Here is an 18,697-nt window from a genome sequence, read left to right on the forward strand (position 1 = left end):
ACAGCGTAAATCCCATCACGCCAACATCCCGGCGATCGCCGGGGCCTGTATACCTATATGAGAGGAGAGGGGTATATGGCGCGTAAGTTTAAGTCTATGGACGGCAACGAGGCGGCCGCATATGTTTCGTATGCGTACACCGAGGTAGCGGGAATCTATCCCATTACGCCGTCCAGCCCGATGGCCGACCATGTCGACCAGTGGGCGGCCCAGGGTCGCAAGAATATCTTCGGCACCCCGGTCAAGGTCGTCGAGATGGAGTCCGAGGCAGGTGCAGCCGGTACCGTTCACGGTTCGCTGGGCGCCGGTGCTCTGACCACCACCTACACGGCTTCTCAGGGTCTGCTCCTGATGATCCCGAACATGTACAAGATCGCGGGCGAGCAGCTCCCGGGCGTCTTCCACGTCTCCGCGCGTTGCGTCGCTTCCCACGCCCTGAACATTTTTGGCGATCACTCCGACGTCATGGCCTGTCGTCAGACCGGCTTCGCCATGCTCGCCGAGGGCAACGTCCAGGAGGTCATGGACCTTTCGCCGGTGGCTCACCTTGCCGCCATCGAGGGTAAGACCCCGTTCCTTAACTTCTTCGACGGCTTCCGCACCAGCCACGAGATCCAGAAGGTCGCCATGTGGGACTACAAGGATCTGGCCGAGATGTGCGACATGGACGCCGTCCAGGCTTTCCGCGATCACGCGCTCAACCCTGAGCACCCGCACACCCGCGGCAGCCACGAGAACGGCGACATCTTCTTCCAGAACCGCGAGGCCTGCAACAAGGTCTACGACGAGCTTCCCGCCGTCGTCGAGGGCTACATGAAGAAGATCAACGAGAAGCTCGGCACCGATTACGGCCTGTTCAACTACTACGGCGCTCCCGATGCTGATCGCGTCGTCGTGTGCATGGGCTCCTTCTGCGACGTGCTTGAGGAAGTCATCGACTACCTCAACGCTCACGGCGAGAAGGTCGGCCTGGTCAAGGTTCGCCTGTTCCGTCCGTTCTCCATCAAGCACTTCGTCGACGTTCTCCCCGAGACCGTCCAGAAGATCGCCGTCATGGACCGTACCAAGGAGCCGGGTTCTATCGGCGAGCCGCTCTACCAGGACGTCGTCTCCGCTCTCTACGAGGCCGGCAAGACGGGCATCAAGGTTGTCGGCGGCCGTTATGGCCTGGGCAGCAAGGACACGCCTCCCGCGTCCGCGTTCGCTGTCTTCGAGGAGCTCAAGAAGGACGAGCCCAAGCGCGAGTTCACCATCGGCATTGTCGATGACGTGACCAACCTGAGCCTGCCCGAGGCCGAGGATGCGCCCAACACCGCAGCCCCCGGCACCATCGAGTGCAAGTTCTGGGGTCTGGGTGGCGACGGTACCGTCGGCGCCAACAAGAACTCGATCAAGATCATCGGCGACCACACCGACAAGTACGTCCAGGCCTACTTCCAGTACGACTCCAAGAAGACCGGCGGCGTCACCGTCTCGCACCTGCGCTTTGGTGATTCCCCGATCCGTTCGCCGTACTACGTGACCAAGGCCGATTTTGTCGCCTGCCATAACCCCAGCTACATCGTTAAGGGCTTCAAGATGGTCCGCGACGTCAAGCCGGGCGGCACCTTCCTGGTCAACTGCCAGTGGAGCGACGAGGAGTTCGCCGAGCACATGCCCGCCGTGGCCAAGCGCTACATCGCGAACAACAACGTCAACGTCTACCTGATCGACGCTATCGACCTGGCGGCCAAGGTCGGCATGGGCAAGCGCACCAACACGGTGCTCCAGTCCGCCTTCTTCGCGCTGGCCAAGGTCCTGCCCGCCGAGGACGCCCTGCAGTACATGAAGGACGCGGCTACCAAGTCCTACATGAAGAAGGGCCAGGCCATCGTCGACGCCAACCACAAGGCCATCGATGCCGGCGCTACCGCTTTCCGTAAGTTCGAGGTTCCGGCCGACTGGGCTACCGCCGAGGATGCCGCTCCCGTCGAGCTCTCCGAGGAGACCAAGTCCGCTATCGCCCAGCAGGTCAAGAACCTGCTCGAGCCCATCGATCGCATGGACGGCGACAGCCTGCCCGTTTCCGCCTTCGTCGATTGCGCCGACGGCCAGTTTGAGCTGGGCGCCTCCGCATACGAGAAGCGCGGCGTCGCCGTGGTCGTTCCCCACTGGGACGAGACCAAGTGCATCCAGTGCAACCAGTGCGCCTATGTGTGCCCGCATGCCACCATCCGTCCGTTCGCGATGACCGAGGACGAGGCTGCTGCCGCGCCCGAGGCTACCCGCACGCTCGACGCCATGGGCCCCAAGGCCAAGGGCATGAAGTTCACCATGGCTGTGTCCCCGCTCGACTGCATGGGTTGCACCAACTGCGTCAAGGTCTGCCCCAAGGGCGCCCTCGAGATGGTTCCCACCGAGCAGGAGATGGACCAGCAGCCCGTTTGGGACTACATGGTCGAGAACGTCTCCGAGAAGAAGGAGCTCATCGCGGCCAACGTTAAGGGCAGCCAGTTTAAGCAGCCCTACCTGGAGTTCTCCGGCTCCTGCGCCGGCTGCGCCGAGACCGCCTATGCACGTCTGGTGACCCAGGTCGCCGGCGACCGCATGTTCATCTCCAACGCCACCGGCTGCTCCTCCATTTGGGGCAACCCCGCTGCCACCGCTCCTTACTGCAAGGACAAGGACGGTCACGGCCCGGCGTGGAACAACTCCCTGTTCGAGGACAATGCCGAGCACGGTCTGGGCATGGCCGTTGGCTATGAGGCCGTTCAGAAGAAGCTGATCGCCGCTACCCAGGACATCATCGCTGCCGATGGTCCGTCCGATGAGCTCAAGGCCGCCGGCCAGGCTTGGATCGACTCCGTCAACGACGCCGAGGCCTCCAAGACCGCTGCCGCTGCCTACGTTGCCGAGCTCGAGAAGTGCGGCTGCGACGCTTCCAAGGCGATCCTCGCCGACAAGGCTTACCTCACCAAGAAGTCTTTCTGGATCTTCGGCGGCGACGGCTGGGCCTACGACATCGGCTTCGGTGGCCTGGACCACGTCTTGGCTTCTGGCCACAACGTCAACGTCTTCGTCTTCGACACCGAGGTCTACTCCAACACTGGTGGTCAGGCCTCCAAGGCCTCGAACCTGGGCCAGGTCGCTCAGTTCGCCGCTGCCGGTAAGGTGACCAAGAAGAAGTCCCTGGCCGAGATCGCCATGAGCTACGGCTACGTCTACGTGGCGCAGGTCGCCATGGGCGCCAACCCGGCTCAGACCCTCAAGGCCATTCACGAGGCCGAGGCCTACGACGGCCCGTCCCTCATCATCGGCTACAGCCCCTGCGAGATGCACTCCATCAAGAAGGGTGGCATGCAGAACTGCCAGGCCGAGATGAAGAAGGCTGTCGAGTGCGGTTACTGGAACCTCTTCCGCTTCAACCCCGAGGCTGCTGCCGGCAAGAAGTTCTCGCTCGATTCCAAGGAGCCCGCGGGCGGTTATCAGGAGTTCCTGATGAACGAGGCCCGTTACGCTTCGCTGACGCGTTCCTTCCCCGAGCGCGCCGAGGAGCTCTTCAAGGAGAACGAGCAGGCCGCTATGGACCGCTACGCTCACCTGCTGAAGCTCAAGACGGTGTACAACGAGGCCTAGGTCTCCCACCGCAGGATCTGAGGGCTAACCTTCGCGGACGTCCTCGGACATGAAAGAACCCCCGCTGCGCACTACGTGCGGCGGGGGTTCTTTCGTCCTGCGGAGTGTCCGCGAAGGTTAGCCCTCAGATCCTGCTACGACTACGTCCTTGGATTGTGTGGGCGGATGAAGGACGTAGTTGGTCGGGTATTCCGTCCCCTTCGCTGTTTCGCGGCTTTGCCGCGAAACCTCGCGCCACTTTGGGGATGGATGGGGGACTTGGCCGTTGCCGCTTTTTCGGAGCTCTTCTTTATTCCTTTTGTTGGATGAAAAGCCCCTTGTTTTTGCAGGGGTGCATACTCGACTTATATGTGCATAGAATCTCGTATAGTGCGAGTAAGATATTGCGCTGTCTGTTTTGTGTTTAGCAAAGATATAGTTTGCATAATCTGGTCTAATCCCTGCTCTATTAAAATAAAGTTGCACGTAAATGGCGTAGATATGCTTGAGCTGGGGTTCTGTACGCTGAGCGGATAAAAACGACCGTTCACCGTTCCGCTATTTTCAAAATGAATAAAATGAGCGATAAAGAGAATATAAACCTTAATAAACTCGCGTATCGCACGGACGCGGGTTATTAATGGGTTGTAGGCCTTTTACAGAAAGGATTCCAGCAATGTCTAAGCCTCTTGGCAAGCCCGATCGTATTGTCGTCGCCCTTGGCGGCAACGCCCTCGGCAACAACCCCGTCGAGCAGATCGAGGCCGTGAGCAACACCGCCCATGCCCTCCTCGGCCTCATCGAGCAGGGCAACGAGATCATCATCACCCACGGCAACGGCCCGCAGGTCGGCATGATCCAGAACGCCTTCGCCGCTGCCCACGATGCCATCGGTACCCCCGAGATGCCGCTGCCCGAGTGCGGTGCCATGTCCCAGGGCTACATTGGTTATCACCTGCAGCAGGGCATTGGCCGCGAGATGCACAAGCGCTATAAGCGTTGGCACGCCGCCACCGTCGTCACCCAGATCGAGTGCGACCCGGACGATCCCGCGTTCAAGAACCCGACCAAGCCGATCGGTCCCTTCTACACCGAGGAGCAGGCCAAGGAGTTCATGGCCGAGGATCCCTCCAAGGTCTTCGTCGAGGATTCTGGCCGCGGCTGGCGTCGCGTCGTCGCTTCTCCCGATCCCAAGAAGATTGTCGAGGCTGACTCCATCCTCAACCTGCTCGACAACGAGTTCATCGTCATCGCCTGCGGTGGCGGCGGCATCCCCGTCGTCCGCGACTACGAGAACAAGGGCTGCTACAAGGGCGTTCCCGCCGTCATCGACAAGGACCTGGGCGGCGAGCTGCTGGCCGAGGACTGCGATGCTGACGTTCTGTTCCTGCTGACCGCCGTTGAGCATGTCGCCATCAACTTTGGTAAGCCCAACCAGGAGGAGCTCGAGGACCTCACCGCCGACGAGGCCGAGCGCCTGGCCGACGAGGGTCAGTTCGGCAAGGGTTCGATGGAGCCCAAGGTCCGCGCTGCCATCAAGTTCGCCCGTTCCCGCAAGGGCCGCACCTGCATCATCGGCGCTCTGGACAAGGCTGCCGAGACCATGGCCGGCCTCTCCGGTACCCGCATCCACGAGTAGTCTCTACTCTGTCGCCTCTCTGGTGGGCGCCAGGCAAAGCGCCCGCAAACTAGCCTCTCTTCATGAGCCCCGCAGTCCGCTCCGACTGCGGGGCTTTTGCTATTCACCTAGTCATTGGGGACGTTATTAAATGACTAGTCAAACAAGAGCGTCCCCAATGACCACTCATTTAAGTCTGTCCCCAATGACTAGTAGTAGGCCCACATGGCTTCGACTTCGTTCCCAATGACCACTCATTTAAGTCTGTCCCCAATGACTAGTAGTAGGCCCACATGGCTTCGACTTCGTTGAGGACCTCTACGACGCCCCAGCGGCGGGCGCTGCGGCTGGCCGAGTTGGGGTCGTAGACGCCAATCTGGTTGGCATCGTCGATGCCGTAGAGCACGATGTAGTGGCCTACGTTGGTAAACGTACCGGGGCGCACTGCGGCGATGACGGGCGCACCCGAGCGAAGTGCTTGGGTAATCGATTCGCGATCGTTATAGAGCTGTGTTCCGTTGAGCCCCAGCTGCCACGCGCCGCCTGTCATAAACGACCACTCGGTGGCACCAGTGGGGGCGTAGTTGCCGGCTTCGGCCAGTGCGCATATATCGACCGGCGTCTTATCGGTGTGGCCGGTCTTAAAGATATAGACCATGGTGAGGCAAGTGGGACCGCAAGCGTTTTCGCGAATAGTGCCACCGGCATAGGGCAGCTCCGACCATGCGGGGTCAATTTGGTAGATGTGGGGCATGGTGCCGACACTCCACTGCGAACGCGGGGTCGAAAAAGCAAATGAGTAGCCGGGTGCGACGGGAGCTTTAAGCAGCTTGTCCTCGGCAGTGGGCTCAAGACCAGCTGATCCGTGGGAGATACAGGATCCCAAAAACACAAAGACGAGGCAGGCGGCGATGGAGCAAAGCGCAAGGCGTAGGCGGCGGGCCGGAAGCGCGTGGCTTGTGGTGTGCGACGCGGGGTGAGGGGCGGAATTGCCGCGATCGCGTTGAGGTCGCGAAAAGGAGCGCTTGACGTAGTAGTCGGTCGTACGGCGATCGTAGCGGCGTGGCTGCGATGTGTCGGTCTGGCGTTGGCGTGTGCTCGTGCTCACGCGGTCTGACTGCTGCACGGTACGGCTTTGTTGCCGCGAAGAAGCCCCGGGTTGCTCTTGGGGGCGCTGCGGGTTGTCGTTGTCGGAGGTGCTTCTGGGCGTTGGCGTGGTGCGGCCGGCAAGGCGCACGCTTTGTGGCCGTTGGTCGCCGTCATTGTATCCGTATGCCATTCGAATCACCTTGCCTCATGTGTAACTTGTCTATCCTACATAAAAAGATGCACGACACATGGGTATGTGCGCCAAAAGCCTGACAAATGGTATGAACGTTGTCGCGCCGCGCGCCAAGCGTCACGGCAACAGGTATTCAAAAGCAGACAAGATGAAAGCGTCCAAGACGAATGACGTCTTCCGCCGTTCGTCCCAAAAACGGCGCCGCTCGTTTTGCAGTTCTGCCTTCGGTCGAGCTACAAGCGGCGCTGCTGTGCCAAGGCCGTATCTTAAAGCCACGAAATAAAAGCGCGCGGCAAAACAGACCGCGCAAGGGGTGACGTCAAGGGGCGTCAAAAAGGAAAGGAGGGGAACAATGGCGGACAAGAACGCAGAGGTTGCAGTCGAGGATAACGGCGGCATGAAGAAAACGCTCTCGCTCTGGAACTTCTTCACCATCGGTTTCGGTGCCATCATCGGTACCGGTTGGGTTCTGCAGGTCGGCGACTGGATGGTCGTGGGCGGCGGTCCCGTTCCCGCTATGATCGCATTCCTCTTGGGTGCAATCTTCCTCGTGCCCGTCGGAGCTGTTTTCGGTGAGCTCACGGCTGCCATCCCCATCTCGGGCGGCATCGTCGAGTATGTCGATCGTAGCTTTGGCCGTACGCTGAGCTACATCACCGGATGGCTTTTGGCCCTGGGCAACGGCATCCTGTGCCCGTGGGAGGCCATCGCCATCTCGACCCTCGTGTCCGAGATGTTCGGCAGCCTGCCCGGCCTTGAGTGGCTGCGCGCCGTCAAGCTCTACACCATCCTGGGGGCCGACGTCTACCTGTTCCCGACGCTGATCGCGCTCGGCTTTGCAGTCTACGTCATCTTCCTCAACTTCCGCGGCGCCAGCTCGGCCGCCAAGCTCCAGGCCTTCCTGACCAAGGCTCTGCTCTGCGGCATGCTGCTCGCCATGGGTGTCTCGCTGTTCACCGGTTCGCCGGAACACGCCATGCCCGTGTTCTCCCAGGTCACCGGTGCTGGCGGCGGCAAGCCCGCTACCGAGGGCACCAGCCTGTTTGCCGGCATCGTGTCGGTCTTGGTTTTGACCCCGTTCTTCTACGCCGGCTTCGATACCATTCCTCAGCAGGCTGAGGAAGCAGCCGAGGGCCTCAACTGGAACAAGTTCGGCAAGATCATCTCCCTGGCCCTGCTGGCCGCCGGCGGTTTCTACATGGTCTGCATCTACTCGTTCGGCACCATCCTCGACTGGCATGAGTTTGTTAAGAGCCCGGTTCCCGCGCTTGCCTGCCTCAAGGGCATCAACATGCTCCTGTACCTGGCCATGCTCGTCATCGCCACGCTTGGACCCATGGGCCCGATGAACTCCTTCTACGGCGCCACGAGCCGCATCATGCTCGCCATGGGCCGCAAGGGCCAGCTGCCCGAGAAGTTCGCCGAGGTCGATCCCAAGTCCGGCGCTCCCAAGCTCGCCTGCGCCGTTCTGGGTGTCATCACCGTCATCGGTCCGTTCTTGGGCAAGAACATGCTCATCCCTCTGACCAACGTGTCGGCTCTCGCCTTCATCTTCTCCTGCGGCATGGTCGCCCTCGCTTGCCTGCGCATGCGCTTCACCGAGCCCGACCTGCCTCGTCCCTACGAGGTGCCCGGCGGCAAGTTTGGCATCAGCCTCGCTGTCGCTGCCTGCGCCGTCATCATCGGCCTGCTCGTGGTCCCGTTCTCTCCCGCCTCCCTCAACATGGTGGAGTGGAGCATCGTGATCGGCTGGCTGGCCGTTGGCCTGGCCCTCATGGCCTTCACCAATTCCCGCAAAAAATAACGCCTAGCCGGGGCGGATCGGGTGCGCGGATCCCTCTCTTCCGCGCACCGAACCCGGCACCACTTGGGTAGCTTTGTGAGGCCATAACCCAACATGGCCTCGCCCACTATATGGATCCATAAGGAGGAACCATGTCCACTAAGTACGCAATCGTTGGCGGCAAGCTCATCGACGGTACCGGTGCCGAGCCGGTCGAGAACTCCCTCGTTCTCGTCGACGACAACGGCAAGATCGAGTATGCCGGTGCTATGCAGGACCTTCCCGAGGGCGTTGAGGTTATCGACGCCGCCGGCAAGACCGTCCTTCCCGGCCTGATCGACACCCACCTGCACTTCTCGGGCAACTTGACCGACGATGACACCGACTGGGTCATGCAGCCGCTCCTCGAGAAGCAGGCCGTTGCCGTCAAGCAGGCCTACGACTGCCTCACCCACGGCCTCACCACCGTCTGCGAGATCGGCCGCTTTGGTATCCAGATTCGCGACTGCATCGACAAGGGCGTCTTCAAGGGCCCGCGCGTTCTGGCCACTGGTCTTGGCTTCTGCCGCGTTGCCGGCCACGGTGACTCCCACCACTGCAGCCAGGAGCTCAACAAGGAATCGCACCCCTGGGGCGACCAGGTCGATGGTCCTTGGGATCTGCGCAAGGCCGTCCGTCGTCGCCTGCGCGAGAACCCCGATGCCATCAAGATCTGGGCTACCGGTGGCGGCATCTGGCGCTGGGACTCCGGTCGCGACCAGCACTACTGCTCCGAGGAGATCCAGGCCGTGATCGAAGAGGCCAAGTTGGTCGGCATCCCCGTGTGGAGCCACTGCTACAACAACCACGCCGCTGCCTACGATTCCGTCCGCTTTGGCTGCGAGCAGCTGATCCACGGCTTCGATATCGATGAGCGCACCATGGACCTCATGGCCGAGCAGGGCACCTTCTTCACCCCGACGATCGCCTTCCTGCCCACCTGGTACGCCACCTATCCGCCCGTCTACGTCCCCGAGCTGCACGACAAGTACGAGGGCACCCTGGTCGAGAAGGAGCTGCAGCGCAACTACGACTGCCTGCGCGAGGCCAAGAAGCGCGGCGTCGTCATGACGATCGGCTCCGATTCCTTCTCCTTCGTCACCCCGTACGGCACCTGCTCCATCGAGGAGATGTACGAGTTCGTTGACAAGATCGGCTTCACCCCGGTCGAGACCATCACCTGTGCCACCCTCAACGGTGCCAAGATGTGCCACATCGAGGACGAGACCGGTTCCATCGAGGCCGGCAAGTGCGCCGACCTGCTGGTCGTCAACGGTGACGTCGCCGCCGACATCCACGTGCTCAACACCGACAACATGGACGTCATCATGAAGGACGGCTGGATTGTCGAGGCCGGCACCTTCGGCGAGGCAAACAAGTACAGCGCCTAAGCTACCGTTCATCGATGGCTTGATGTAAAACACAGTATTTGATTGCATAATGCAATGGAGAGGGTCGCTTGCGGCCCTCTTTATTGCTATGGGGTGCGTCAGTAAGAAGGAGATGACGGTGGATCTCAATAGGCTGATTCTAGGCAAGAGCTACAACTCTACCAAGGTCTTTCGTACCGCTCAGCATGTGGTTCAAGCCATCTTGCTCGGTATTGTTGTCCCGCTGCTTATCCTGCTGCTCATCTGGGATCTAACCGATAATCCCAATCCCGTTCCGGCCGTTGTCGTCATTGCCGGCTTGGTCATGCTGTGCTTCTTCTTTTCGTACGTCTTTGTCGTTCCCGACGACCTCACATCGAGCGCAACCGACCGCACGCTCGCCATCGCTTCAAAAATATTCGCCTACACGTCGCGCGGCCTTACGCCCGAAGCTGCCTTGGGCGCCTCTAAGATCATCCTGTCCGAAACTATCGCCTCTGCCATCTGCTTTACCGACGGCAAGCAGGTGTTGGCGAGCTGGGGCGAGGACTCGGCAAAATGCCCCGCGGGCACCCCGGTGGTACTGCGGACTACGCTCAACGTGATCAACAGCGGCGAGCAAAGCGTGTTCTCGCGCGATGCCTCGACCGAGACGGGCGGCTACTTTCCGCGCCTGCGCGCCGGTATTGTCGCACCGCTTACCGTGCGCGGGCATTGCGTGGGCACGCTCGAGCTGTATTATCCCCGTCTGAGCAGCATCGATATGCGCCAGACGGCGCTTGCCTCGGGCTTTGCCGACCTCATTTCCACGCAGCTTGCGAGCTTTGAGCTCGAGCGCCAGGACGAGCTTACGGCCCGCGTGGAGCTGCGCGCCTTGCAATCGCAGGTCGATCCTCATTTTCTGTTTAACACCATCAGCACCATCGTGTCGCTCGTGCGTACCGAGCCGGACAAGGCCAGGTCGCTGCTGATCGACTTTTCCAATTACTACCGTCAGACGCTTTCTGATTCCGATACCCTCACAACGCTCGAGCACGAGGTGGAACAGGGCACTCGCTATATCAATCTTATGCAGGCTCGTTATGGCGATGGCCGTCTGCGCGTCTCGGTCGATATCGACTTTGAGGTGCGCGATTGCATGGTGCCGCCGTTTATCTTGCAGCCGTTGCTCGAAAACTGCATCAAGCACGCGCAGCGCGAGACCGAGCCGCTTTCTATTCACGTTAGGGCTTTCGAGACCGATGACGGTTTGGAGATCATCGTCGAGGACGACGGCATCGGTATGAGCGAAGAGGTCTGCGCGCATCTGTTTGAGCAACATCGCCGAGAGGAGCCCGAGAGCATTACCGCCGACGGCTCCGTCAAGCGAGGTTGCGGCCTGGCGCTCTTCAACGTGCTTCAGCGCATCCATTTCTTTTACGGAGAAGATTCCGGCATGCGCGTGAAGTCCCAGGAGGGCGTGGGAACGCAGGTCATCGTCGAGCTGAACGGCGAGCCGCATGAGCCCGCGCCGTTGACGGCGTAGCACGCGGTTGGATTGAGAGAAAAAGAGGGGAAGCACATATGTCCGAAGGCTGGAACATCTTGGTGGTTGATGACGAACCTCCCATTAGGGCCGAGCTACGCTATCTGTTGGAAAAGGATACGCGTGTGGGTCAGATCGCCGAGGCAGGCAATGTCACCGAAGCCGTGGAGTCGATTCTGTCGAACAAGCCCGACGTGCTGTTTTTAGACATTACCATGCCCGGTCGCTCGGGAATTGAGCTTGCCGAGACGCTGCAGAACCTAAAGACGCCGCCGGTGGTTGTGTTTGTGACGGCGTTTGCCGAGTTTGCCGCCGATGCGTATAACCTCGATGCGGTCGACTATGTCGTCAAGCCGGTCGAGGACGCACGCCTGTCAAAGGCACTCGACAAGATCGAGGCAGCCTTGGGTGCCCGTCGTGTTATCCATGCTCCGCGCCAGCCTTTGCGTCTGACGGTGGACCGCGGGGGCAAAAAGGTGTTCATTCCCGCCGCAGACATCTGCTACTTTGAGGCGCGCGCCGATTTTTGCAACGCCATCTGCGCCGAGGGAACGTACCTGATCAATGAGTCGATCTCTTCGCTCGAGCGTCGCTTGGACTCCGAGGGCTTTATTCGCGTTCATCGCAGCTATCTGGTCAATTTGGAAGACGTGCACAATGTTGAGATTGGCTCCACGGGGTTGATGGAGCTCAGGCTCGACCGCGTGAGCTCGACGGTGCCCGTGTCCCGCCGTCGCGCTGCCGAGGTTAAAGCACACTTGGGGCTTGCGTAGACGGTCTGCGTGCCGTCGTTTACCATCGCAGGTTTGGTATGGGCGCGCGGTGGGCATAATGGGTGGCATCGAATGAAATCGAAAGGATCATTATGCCCGCGCTTATCACCCATCATCTGTTTGGCGAGGAAAGCATCGACCGTCTTCCGCAGGGCGTCATCACGTCCGATGAAGAGCGCATTGCCTTTATCTTGGGCAACCAAGGCCCCGACCCGTTTTTCTTTCACATTCTGACACCGCGTGTTTCCGACTGCACGCTGCTGGCGCAGGTCATGCATCGCTCGCGCATGTCTCGCCAGTTCGCGTGCCTGCGCGATGGCGTGTCGCATCTGCTGCCGCGCGACGCCAACTTGGGCCGCGCCTTTGCGTTGGGCCTGCTGTCTCATTACGTGCTTGACCGCAACGCCCATCCCTTTGTCTATGAGCAACAGTTTGGCATCGTGGAGTCCGATTTAGAGCTTGAGGATTCGAGCAGTCAGGTCCATGCCGTGATCGAGAGTGACCTGGATGTACTGATGCTGCAGCTTAAGCGCGATGGCGCTACGGTCGACGATTATCCGCCGGCGGGCGAGATCGTCACCACCGATCGCATCAATCGCGCGGCCGGCGTGCTGATGAGCTATGTTGCCGGACGCGTGTACGGCATTGACATGCCGGCGGGGGAGTACGGTGCTGCCGTTGCCAATATGCAGCGACTTTACCGCGCGATTGAGCCGGCCGGCTCCGTAAAGACGCGTGCGATCTCGCTGGTTGAGGGCTTGGTGCACGACTACTCGCTGCTCGACGGCCTTGCTCATCGCGTGACGACGGAGCTGCCCGAGCGCACCGGTAACCTGGGCCATCTGACATGGAAGAATCCCTTTACCGACGAGGTCTCGAACGAGAGTTTCCCCGAGGTCTTTGATCGCGCGCTGGTCGATTACGAGTGCACGGTCGCACGTTTTATCGAGACCGGCGATATGGAAGCCGTGACCAACCACGTCAATTACAGCGGGCGCGTGCTCGGCGCCGACGAAGAGTTCGACCGCGAGGAATAGGGTCCGTGCGTGCCCCTTTGCCGAATCCTTACCGGTGCTTCTGGACAATTGGGGTACGATGAATTAACTGCATATCGGGCGAATACGAAGGGTCCCTGTCCATGAAATACACCAAGCTCGAGCGTAACTGGGTCATGTACGATGTGGGAAACTCGGCCCTCGTGCTGCTCAATACCTCGGTGGTGCCCATCTACTTTAACGCCATCAATACCGGCGCTTCCTCGGCCGACCTGGTGGTCGCCTGGGGCAATGCGCAGACGATCGCCTCGCTGGTCATCGCCATGCTCATGCCCATTCTGGGCGCGCTTGCCGACTACGCCGGCAACAAGATCAAGTTCTTCTTGGGCTTCTTCCTTACGGGCCTGGTTCTTTGCCTGGCGCAGGCTATCCCCATGTCCGCCATGGCATTTTTGACCGTGTATGTGCTGTGCACCATCGGCCTTAACTCGTCCATGACGTTCTACGACGCCATGCTGCCCGACATTACCACCGACGAGCGCATGGACGCCGTGTCCAGCTCGGGCTATGCCTGGGGCTACATCGGTTCCACCGTGCCGTTCATCATCTGCCTGGCGCTTATCATGGGCGGCCCCGCTCTTGGCGTCCCCACCATGCTGGCAACGCGTCTGTCGTTTATCATCACCGGTGCCTGGTGGCTCATCTTTACCCTGCCGCTCATTCGCACCTATAAGCAAGAGTACGGTCGCGAGCGCGGTCCCCAGGACACCATCGGCCACATCGTGGGCGGCGTGTTCTCTGAGGTCGGACACACCATGCGCGAGATCGCCCACAACAAGACCGTGCTGGTCTACATGATCGCGTTCTTCTTCTACATCGACGGTGTGCACACGGTCATTTCCATGGCAACCAGCTACGGATCGGCTCTGGGCATCGACTCGACCCAACTGGTGTTGGCTCTGCTCGTTACGCAGTTTGTAGCCTTCCCGTCCGCCATCATCTACGGCAAGCTCGCCGGTCGCGTGGGCACGCTCAACATGATCATGGTGGCCGTCGCCGCCTACATGGGCATCGTGCTCTTTGCCGCGTTTTTCTTAAAGACTGCCTTTGAGTTCTGGGTACTCGCCATTTTGGTCGGCCTGTTCCAAGGCGGCGTGCAAGCGCTGAGCCGCAGCTACTTCGGTCGTATTATCCCTAAGGAAAAGTCCAACGAGTACTACGGCTTCTTCGATATCTTTGGCCGTTACGCAAGCGTTATGGGCACCTTCCTGGTGTCGGTTGTCACCTCGCTGACCGGCAACCCGTCGCTGGGCGTCCTTTCTATTGGCGTTCTGCTGGTTGTTGGCTTTGCGCTGCTGGTCCGTCTGTCCCGCATGTCTCAGACGGCAGAGCAGGCCGCATAGGAACTTGCCGGTAATTGCGTCCGCCGCGATACTCTTTTGGGATTATCCGCAATAAACATTCTGACTTTCGAGCAATGATTTGCCCAAGTGGGTATGATGGAATCAGCTAGGTCGCGGGGCGTCGCCTGTGTTTGGCGGCGTCCCGTTTTTGTGTTGCAGGGAGGGTAAGGCATGAACGCCACAGTCGTGATTCCAACGTATTGGGCGGGCGATGACGCTTGCGCAAACGCCCCTGGCACCTATGACCATTCGACGCGACTCAACGCCGACAATCCCGAACTCGACCGCTGTCTGGCCTCGCTTGAGCAGGTACGTGACATCCCGCGCATCATCCTTTTGGTGGTCTGTCCCGTTTCTGCCACGGCCGATGTGTCGCTGCGCGTGCACGAGATTGTCGACGCGCATCCCACGCTCAAGGTCACCGTTGTCACCAACACCCAGGCCTCGCGCATTGCAGACCGGGTTGCTCAGATCGCGCCCAAGGGTTCGGGCGAGTGCGTGAGCCTGCGAGGCTACGGTGCCATCCGCAACATGGGGCTAGCCTGTGCCGCTGTGCTGGGGCATGACGCGGTTATCTTTTTGGATGACGATGAGACTGTCATCGACGCCGACTTTATGAAGCGCGCGACCTATGCGTTGGGGCAGCAGACGCGTCAGGGCTTGCCGATCTTGGTCAAGAGCGGCTATTTCTACGATCGCGACGGCTCGCCGCTGGCTCCCACGGACAAGGCGGGCATCTGCCATCGTTGGTGGACCAAGCGCATCGAGTTCAACCGTTGGATGAAAAAGGCGCTCTCGGGCACCCGCATCTCGCGCTCCAACTACGTGTGCGGCGGCCTGATGGCCCTGCACGCCCGCGCCTTTACGCGTGTGGCCTTTGACCCGTTTATCACCCGCGGCGAGGACTTGGATTACCTCTTTAACATGCGCATGTTTGGCTACGACGTGTGGTTCGATAACGAGTGGACCGTGCGCCATCTGCCTCCGGAGTCCGAAAAGCGCTCACCGCGCTTTATGCAGGATGTATACCGTTGGTACTACGAACGGGCCAAGTTGACATTCGCCGCGCATCAAAAGGAGCTCATTCCCGTTACGGCGGCATCACTCATGCCCTACCCGGGCCCGTGGATTTCGCGCGAGCTCGACGACCGCGTGCGCAAGACCGCTATGGTCCGCAGCGTGTTTACCCGCGAGCATGAGGGCTACCTGCGCATCTGGCGCCATGGTATCGGCGAGGCAAAGGCCTATGCGCGCCAAAACGCTGCAAGCTATCTGCGTTTCCAGAGCTTTTGGCCCAAGATCATGGACGGGCTTTGGCGTGACGCACAACTGATCAGTATCCTGGAGGGGGCCGAATGATCGACCGCCGCGCCCAGCGCGATAGTTCAATATCAATCTTTCGCATCATTGCCGTTGCCTGCGCCATTTGCGTGCTGGTGTACTTTATTTTTGCCTTGGTGACCGGTATCGAGCCGATCGCCACGGTGATTGCCTGCGCGCTGCTGTGCATCTTTCTGTGCATCTTTATCTTTTTGACGCTCAATCCCGATTCGGTGCGCTCCCAGTACACCGAGGAGACGCTCTCGGTGGCCTCGGCCATGCTCGAGGACATTAAGGGCGGTCTGACGCAGGAGTCGGCGCGTTTGGTGTGCCGGCGCATTTTGCCCGAGACGCGCGCCATGACGGTGGCCATCACCGACGAGGGCAACGTGTTGGCCTGCGCGGGCGAGTTTGAGGAAAAACTACTGCCAGATTCTCCCATCCACACGCTTGCCACACGCTACGTTATCGAACATGGCATCGTGCAGTCGTTCAACCGTATGGTGGATGTCGTGGGCTCGGATGGCTCGCACAACCAAGTCCCCGCCGGCATTATCGCCCCCATCAAGGTGGGCGATCGTACCGTCGGCACGCTCAAGTTCTACTACAAGACCCCGCGCGCCGTCGACCGTACCCAGTACGCGCTTGCCTCGGGCTTTGCCGAGATCTTGTCCACGCAGCTCGCCATCCACGAGCTCGAGGTGCAAAAGGAGCTCACGGCGCGCGCCGAGGTGCGTGCGCTGCAGGCGCAGATTAACCCGCACTTCCTGTTCAACACGCTGAACACCATTGCATCGTTTACGCGCACCGACCCGCTGCGGGCCCGCGAACTGCTTCGTGAGTTCTCATCGTTCTATCGTGCCACGCTCGACAACTCGGGATCGCTTATTCCGGTCTCGCGCGAGGTCGCACAGACCAAGCGCTACCTTACCTTTGAGAAGGCCCGCTTTGGCGAGGACCGCGTGCTTGCGACGTTCGATGTGTCTGAGGACGTGGAAGATACGCTGGTGCCGGCGTTCGTGATCCAGCCGATTGTCGAGAACGCCGTGCGTCATGGTATGGGCGATGACGACGCCCTGAGGATCGACGTGACCGTTCACCAAGACGGCGAGGATGCAATCTTGATTGCCGTGGCCGATAATGGCGTGGGCATGGATGAGGGTACCGCCGCCAGACTGTTTGACGAGCGCTCTGCCCGTCCCGACGCCAGCTCTCCCCAGGGTGGCGGCGCCGGTGTGGCCATGCACAATATTTCGGAGCGCATCCATCGCTTTTATGGGCCGCACTCCTATACGCGTGTCGAATCGGCGCCGGGCAAGGGCACCAAAGTGCTCCTTCATCTTGATTTGTCAGAGAGCATCTTTGACATTCAAGAGTAAAATAAAAGGCTACGGGCTCAACGTCATGCGACGGATGCCCGGCGTAGTTAGTTGACGAAAGGTTTTATCCCTATGCTGCGTGCGATGATTGTGGATGATGAGGCGCCGGCTCGCTCGGAGCTTCGCTTCCTGCTCGAGCAAACGGGCAAGATCGGCACGATCACGGAGGCGTCGAGCGTCCGCTCCGCCATCGAGATGCTTATGGAAAGTCGCGTGGATGTCGTGTTTCTCGATATCTCGATGCCCGGTGCCTCGGGCCTGCAACTTGCCGAGGCGCTGCATAAGCTCAAAAATCCGCCGGCGATCGTGTTTGTGACTGCGTATAGTGACCATGCGGTCGAGGCATTCGACGTGGATGCCGTCGATTATCTGATGAAGCCGGTCGAGGAAGCTCGCTTGGATCGCGCGATCGAGAAGGTCATGCAACGCGCCAAGCCGGTTACGGACAGCAAGGTGACCATCGAGCGTATCCCGGTGGAAAAGGGCGGCCGCAAGGTGCTCATCCCCGTGGACGACATTCGCTTTATCATGGCCAAGGACGATTACTCCTGCATCTATACCGTCGATGATCGCTTTTTGTCGACAACCTCGCTGGCGCAGTTTGAGGCCAAGCTCTGCGACTTTGGCTTCTTCCGTGTTCACCGCCGCTATATCGTCAACTTGGCGTGCGTCACGGATGTCGAGACGGTGCCCTCGGGTGCCATCCAGCTGGGCATTACGGGCGTCGACGAACGCGTGCCGGTTTCGCGCCGCCGCGTCGTGCCGCTCAAGAAGGCCCTGAGTCTCTAGCACACTGGCCCCGCAGCCCTGTAGACCCATCGTCTGCGGAGCCGTGGGGCCTTTTTTGTATGTATCTGCCGAATCGTTTTTTTGCGGAAGGGATCCCATGAACAGTGCAAGCGCCAAGCGCATCGACATCATCTCGGACACCCACGGCTATTTATCGCCTGCGCTCCTGGACGAGCTTGAGGGCGCGGATCTGATTATCCACGCTGGCGACCTTACGTCAGAGATGGACTACGAGCACCTATGCACCATCGCCCCCGTGCGGGCCGTACTGGGCAACAACGATTACTACCGCGACTACGGCCCCGATGTAGACCGTCTTGCACTCTTTACCTACGAAGGCCTCAAATTCGCCGTAGCCCACTACCGCGAAGACCTTCCGGTGGGATCCGTAGACGTAGCCATCAACGGCCACACCCACGTAACCAAAGAAGCCCAAGTGGGCCGTTGTTTAGTCCTCAACCCAGGCAGCGCCAGCTATCCCAGAGGCACCCGAGGCCCTACCATGGCCAGAATGCTCGTAAAAGATGGCAAGGTACTGAGCACTAAGTTTATTGACTTGGACTAACCGCAACAAAAACGGGGGATGCACAATGCATCCCCCGTTTTCTTTGAGCCAAAGGCCGAAGTTCAACAAGATCCATCAGACCAACCCCGCCGAGAAGCACGCGGGCTAGCCGCGCAGCGGCGCACGCCCGCAAAACTGGTTGAACATAGTGACGGCAGGGAGGGTCTCCGGGGCCGGCGGGCGCGGGTTAAGTTTGTCGCGAGTTCCGCACGCAAAGGAAAGCACTTAATGTGCTTTCCGTCTTGCGCAGGACTGTAGAGCA

Annotated in this window: 13 protein-coding genes; 12 read left to right on the top strand and 1 reads right to left on the bottom strand. The window is 60.1% G+C overall.

Annotated elements, in window-relative coordinates:
* Nucleotides 1-75: 75 nt before the first annotated feature.
* Both nifJ and arcC read left to right on the top strand, forming a co-directional pair.
* A complete protein-coding gene (gene nifJ, locus ABCN01_RS08495; RefSeq protein ID WP_342996857.1) occupies nt 76-3,615 on the top strand; it encodes a pyruvate:ferredoxin (flavodoxin) oxidoreductase in 3,540 nt (1,179 codons plus the stop codon).
* 655 nt (nt 3,616-4,270) lie between these two features.
* Nucleotides 4,271-5,233, top strand: a complete 963-nt coding sequence (gene arcC / locus ABCN01_RS08500) for a carbamate kinase (RefSeq protein ID WP_006235166.1) — start codon at nt 4,271-4,273, stop codon at nt 5,231-5,233.
* A gap of 256 nt (nt 5,234-5,489) precedes the next feature.
* Here arcC and ABCN01_RS08505 read toward each other — a convergent pair whose 3' ends face one another.
* Nucleotides 5,490-6,491, bottom strand: coding sequence for a C39 family peptidase (locus tag ABCN01_RS08505; RefSeq protein ID WP_342996858.1), 1,002 nt, complete (start codon nt 6,489-6,491; stop codon nt 5,490-5,492).
* Between the two features lie 355 nt (nt 6,492-6,846).
* Here ABCN01_RS08505 and ABCN01_RS08510 point away from each other — a divergent pair, with 355 nt between their 5' ends.
* The 10 genes from ABCN01_RS08510 (at nt 6,847) to ABCN01_RS08555 (ending at nt 18,435) form a co-directional block, all read left to right on the top strand.
* Complete coding sequence (locus tag ABCN01_RS08510; RefSeq protein WP_118267729.1) at nt 6,847-8,298, top strand: APC family permease; 1,452 nt, start codon at nt 6,847-6,849, stop codon at nt 8,296-8,298.
* A gap of 131 nt (nt 8,299-8,429) precedes the next feature.
* On the top strand, nt 8,430-9,707 hold the full coding sequence (locus ABCN01_RS08515) for a metal-dependent hydrolase family protein (RefSeq protein ID WP_117648122.1): 1,278 nt from the start codon (nt 8,430-8,432) through the stop codon (nt 9,705-9,707).
* 112 nt (nt 9,708-9,819) lie between these two features.
* Complete coding sequence (locus ABCN01_RS08520; protein ID WP_226790488.1) at nt 9,820-11,211, top strand: sensor histidine kinase; 1,392 nt, start codon at nt 9,820-9,822, stop codon at nt 11,209-11,211.
* 38 nt (nt 11,212-11,249) lie between these two features.
* Nucleotides 11,250-11,984 (top strand): LytR/AlgR family response regulator transcription factor, encoded by a 735-nt coding sequence (locus ABCN01_RS08525; RefSeq protein ID WP_342996859.1) that lies wholly within the window; start codon nt 11,250-11,252, stop codon nt 11,982-11,984.
* A gap of 92 nt (nt 11,985-12,076) precedes the next feature.
* Nucleotides 12,077-13,021, top strand: a complete 945-nt coding sequence (locus ABCN01_RS08530) for a zinc dependent phospholipase C family protein (RefSeq protein WP_342996860.1) — start codon at nt 12,077-12,079, stop codon at nt 13,019-13,021.
* A gap of 101 nt (nt 13,022-13,122) precedes the next feature.
* Nucleotides 13,123-14,382 (top strand): MFS transporter, encoded by a 1,260-nt coding sequence (locus tag ABCN01_RS08535; RefSeq protein WP_342996861.1) that lies wholly within the window; start codon nt 13,123-13,125, stop codon nt 14,380-14,382.
* Nucleotides 14,383-14,553: 171 nt separating this feature from the next.
* On the top strand, nt 14,554-15,741 hold the full coding sequence (locus ABCN01_RS08540) for a glycosyltransferase (RefSeq protein ID WP_117803913.1): 1,188 nt from the start codon (nt 14,554-14,556) through the stop codon (nt 15,739-15,741).
* A complete protein-coding gene (locus ABCN01_RS08545; RefSeq protein ID WP_055310084.1) occupies nt 15,738-17,081 on the top strand; it encodes a histidine kinase in 1,344 nt (447 codons plus the stop codon). The genes ABCN01_RS08540 and ABCN01_RS08545 overlap by 4 nt, the downstream gene beginning before the upstream one ends.
* A gap of 72 nt (nt 17,082-17,153) precedes the next feature.
* Nucleotides 17,154-17,870 (top strand): LytR/AlgR family response regulator transcription factor, encoded by a 717-nt coding sequence (locus ABCN01_RS08550; protein ID WP_006235156.1) that lies wholly within the window; start codon nt 17,154-17,156, stop codon nt 17,868-17,870.
* A 97-nt stretch (nt 17,871-17,967) separates the two neighbouring features.
* Nucleotides 17,968-18,435 carry a YfcE family phosphodiesterase gene (locus tag ABCN01_RS08555; protein ID WP_342996862.1) on the top strand — a complete coding sequence of 156 codons (468 nt, stop codon included), beginning with the start codon at nt 17,968-17,970 and terminating at the stop codon, nt 18,433-18,435.
* Nucleotides 18,436-18,697 lie beyond the last annotated feature (262 nt).

Origin of the sequence: Collinsella aerofaciens (assembly GCF_039062365.1) — a bacterium.
Classification (GTDB): domain Bacteria; phylum Actinomycetota; class Coriobacteriia; order Coriobacteriales; family Coriobacteriaceae; genus Collinsella.

Coding starts and splice junctions, on each gene's coding strand:
- ABCN01_RS08515 (WP_117648122.1), top strand. CDS start 8,430: ATGTCCACTAAGTACGCAATCGTTGGCGGCAAGCTCATCGACGGTACC.
- ABCN01_RS08525 (WP_342996859.1), top strand. CDS start 11,250: ATGTCCGAAGGCTGGAACATCTTGGTGGTTGATGACGAACCTCCCATT.
- ABCN01_RS08540 (WP_117803913.1), top strand. CDS start 14,554: ATGAACGCCACAGTCGTGATTCCAACGTATTGGGCGGGCGATGACGCT.
- ABCN01_RS08550 (WP_006235156.1), top strand. CDS start 17,154: ATGCTGCGTGCGATGATTGTGGATGATGAGGCGCCGGCTCGCTCGGAG.
- ABCN01_RS08530 (WP_342996860.1), top strand. CDS start 12,077: ATGCCCGCGCTTATCACCCATCATCTGTTTGGCGAGGAAAGCATCGAC.
- arcC (WP_006235166.1), top strand. CDS start 4,271: ATGTCTAAGCCTCTTGGCAAGCCCGATCGTATTGTCGTCGCCCTTGGC.
- ABCN01_RS08505 (WP_342996858.1), bottom strand. CDS start 6,491: ATGGCATACGGATACAATGACGGCGACCAACGGCCACAAAGCGTGCGC.
- ABCN01_RS08545 (WP_055310084.1), top strand. CDS start 15,738: ATGATCGACCGCCGCGCCCAGCGCGATAGTTCAATATCAATCTTTCGC.
- ABCN01_RS08535 (WP_342996861.1), top strand. CDS start 13,123: ATGAAATACACCAAGCTCGAGCGTAACTGGGTCATGTACGATGTGGGA.
- ABCN01_RS08520 (WP_226790488.1), top strand. CDS start 9,820: ATGACGGTGGATCTCAATAGGCTGATTCTAGGCAAGAGCTACAACTCT.
- ABCN01_RS08510 (WP_118267729.1), top strand. CDS start 6,847: ATGGCGGACAAGAACGCAGAGGTTGCAGTCGAGGATAACGGCGGCATG.
- ABCN01_RS08555 (WP_342996862.1), top strand. CDS start 17,968: ATGAACAGTGCAAGCGCCAAGCGCATCGACATCATCTCGGACACCCAC.
- nifJ (WP_342996857.1), top strand. CDS start 76: ATGGCGCGTAAGTTTAAGTCTATGGACGGCAACGAGGCGGCCGCATAT.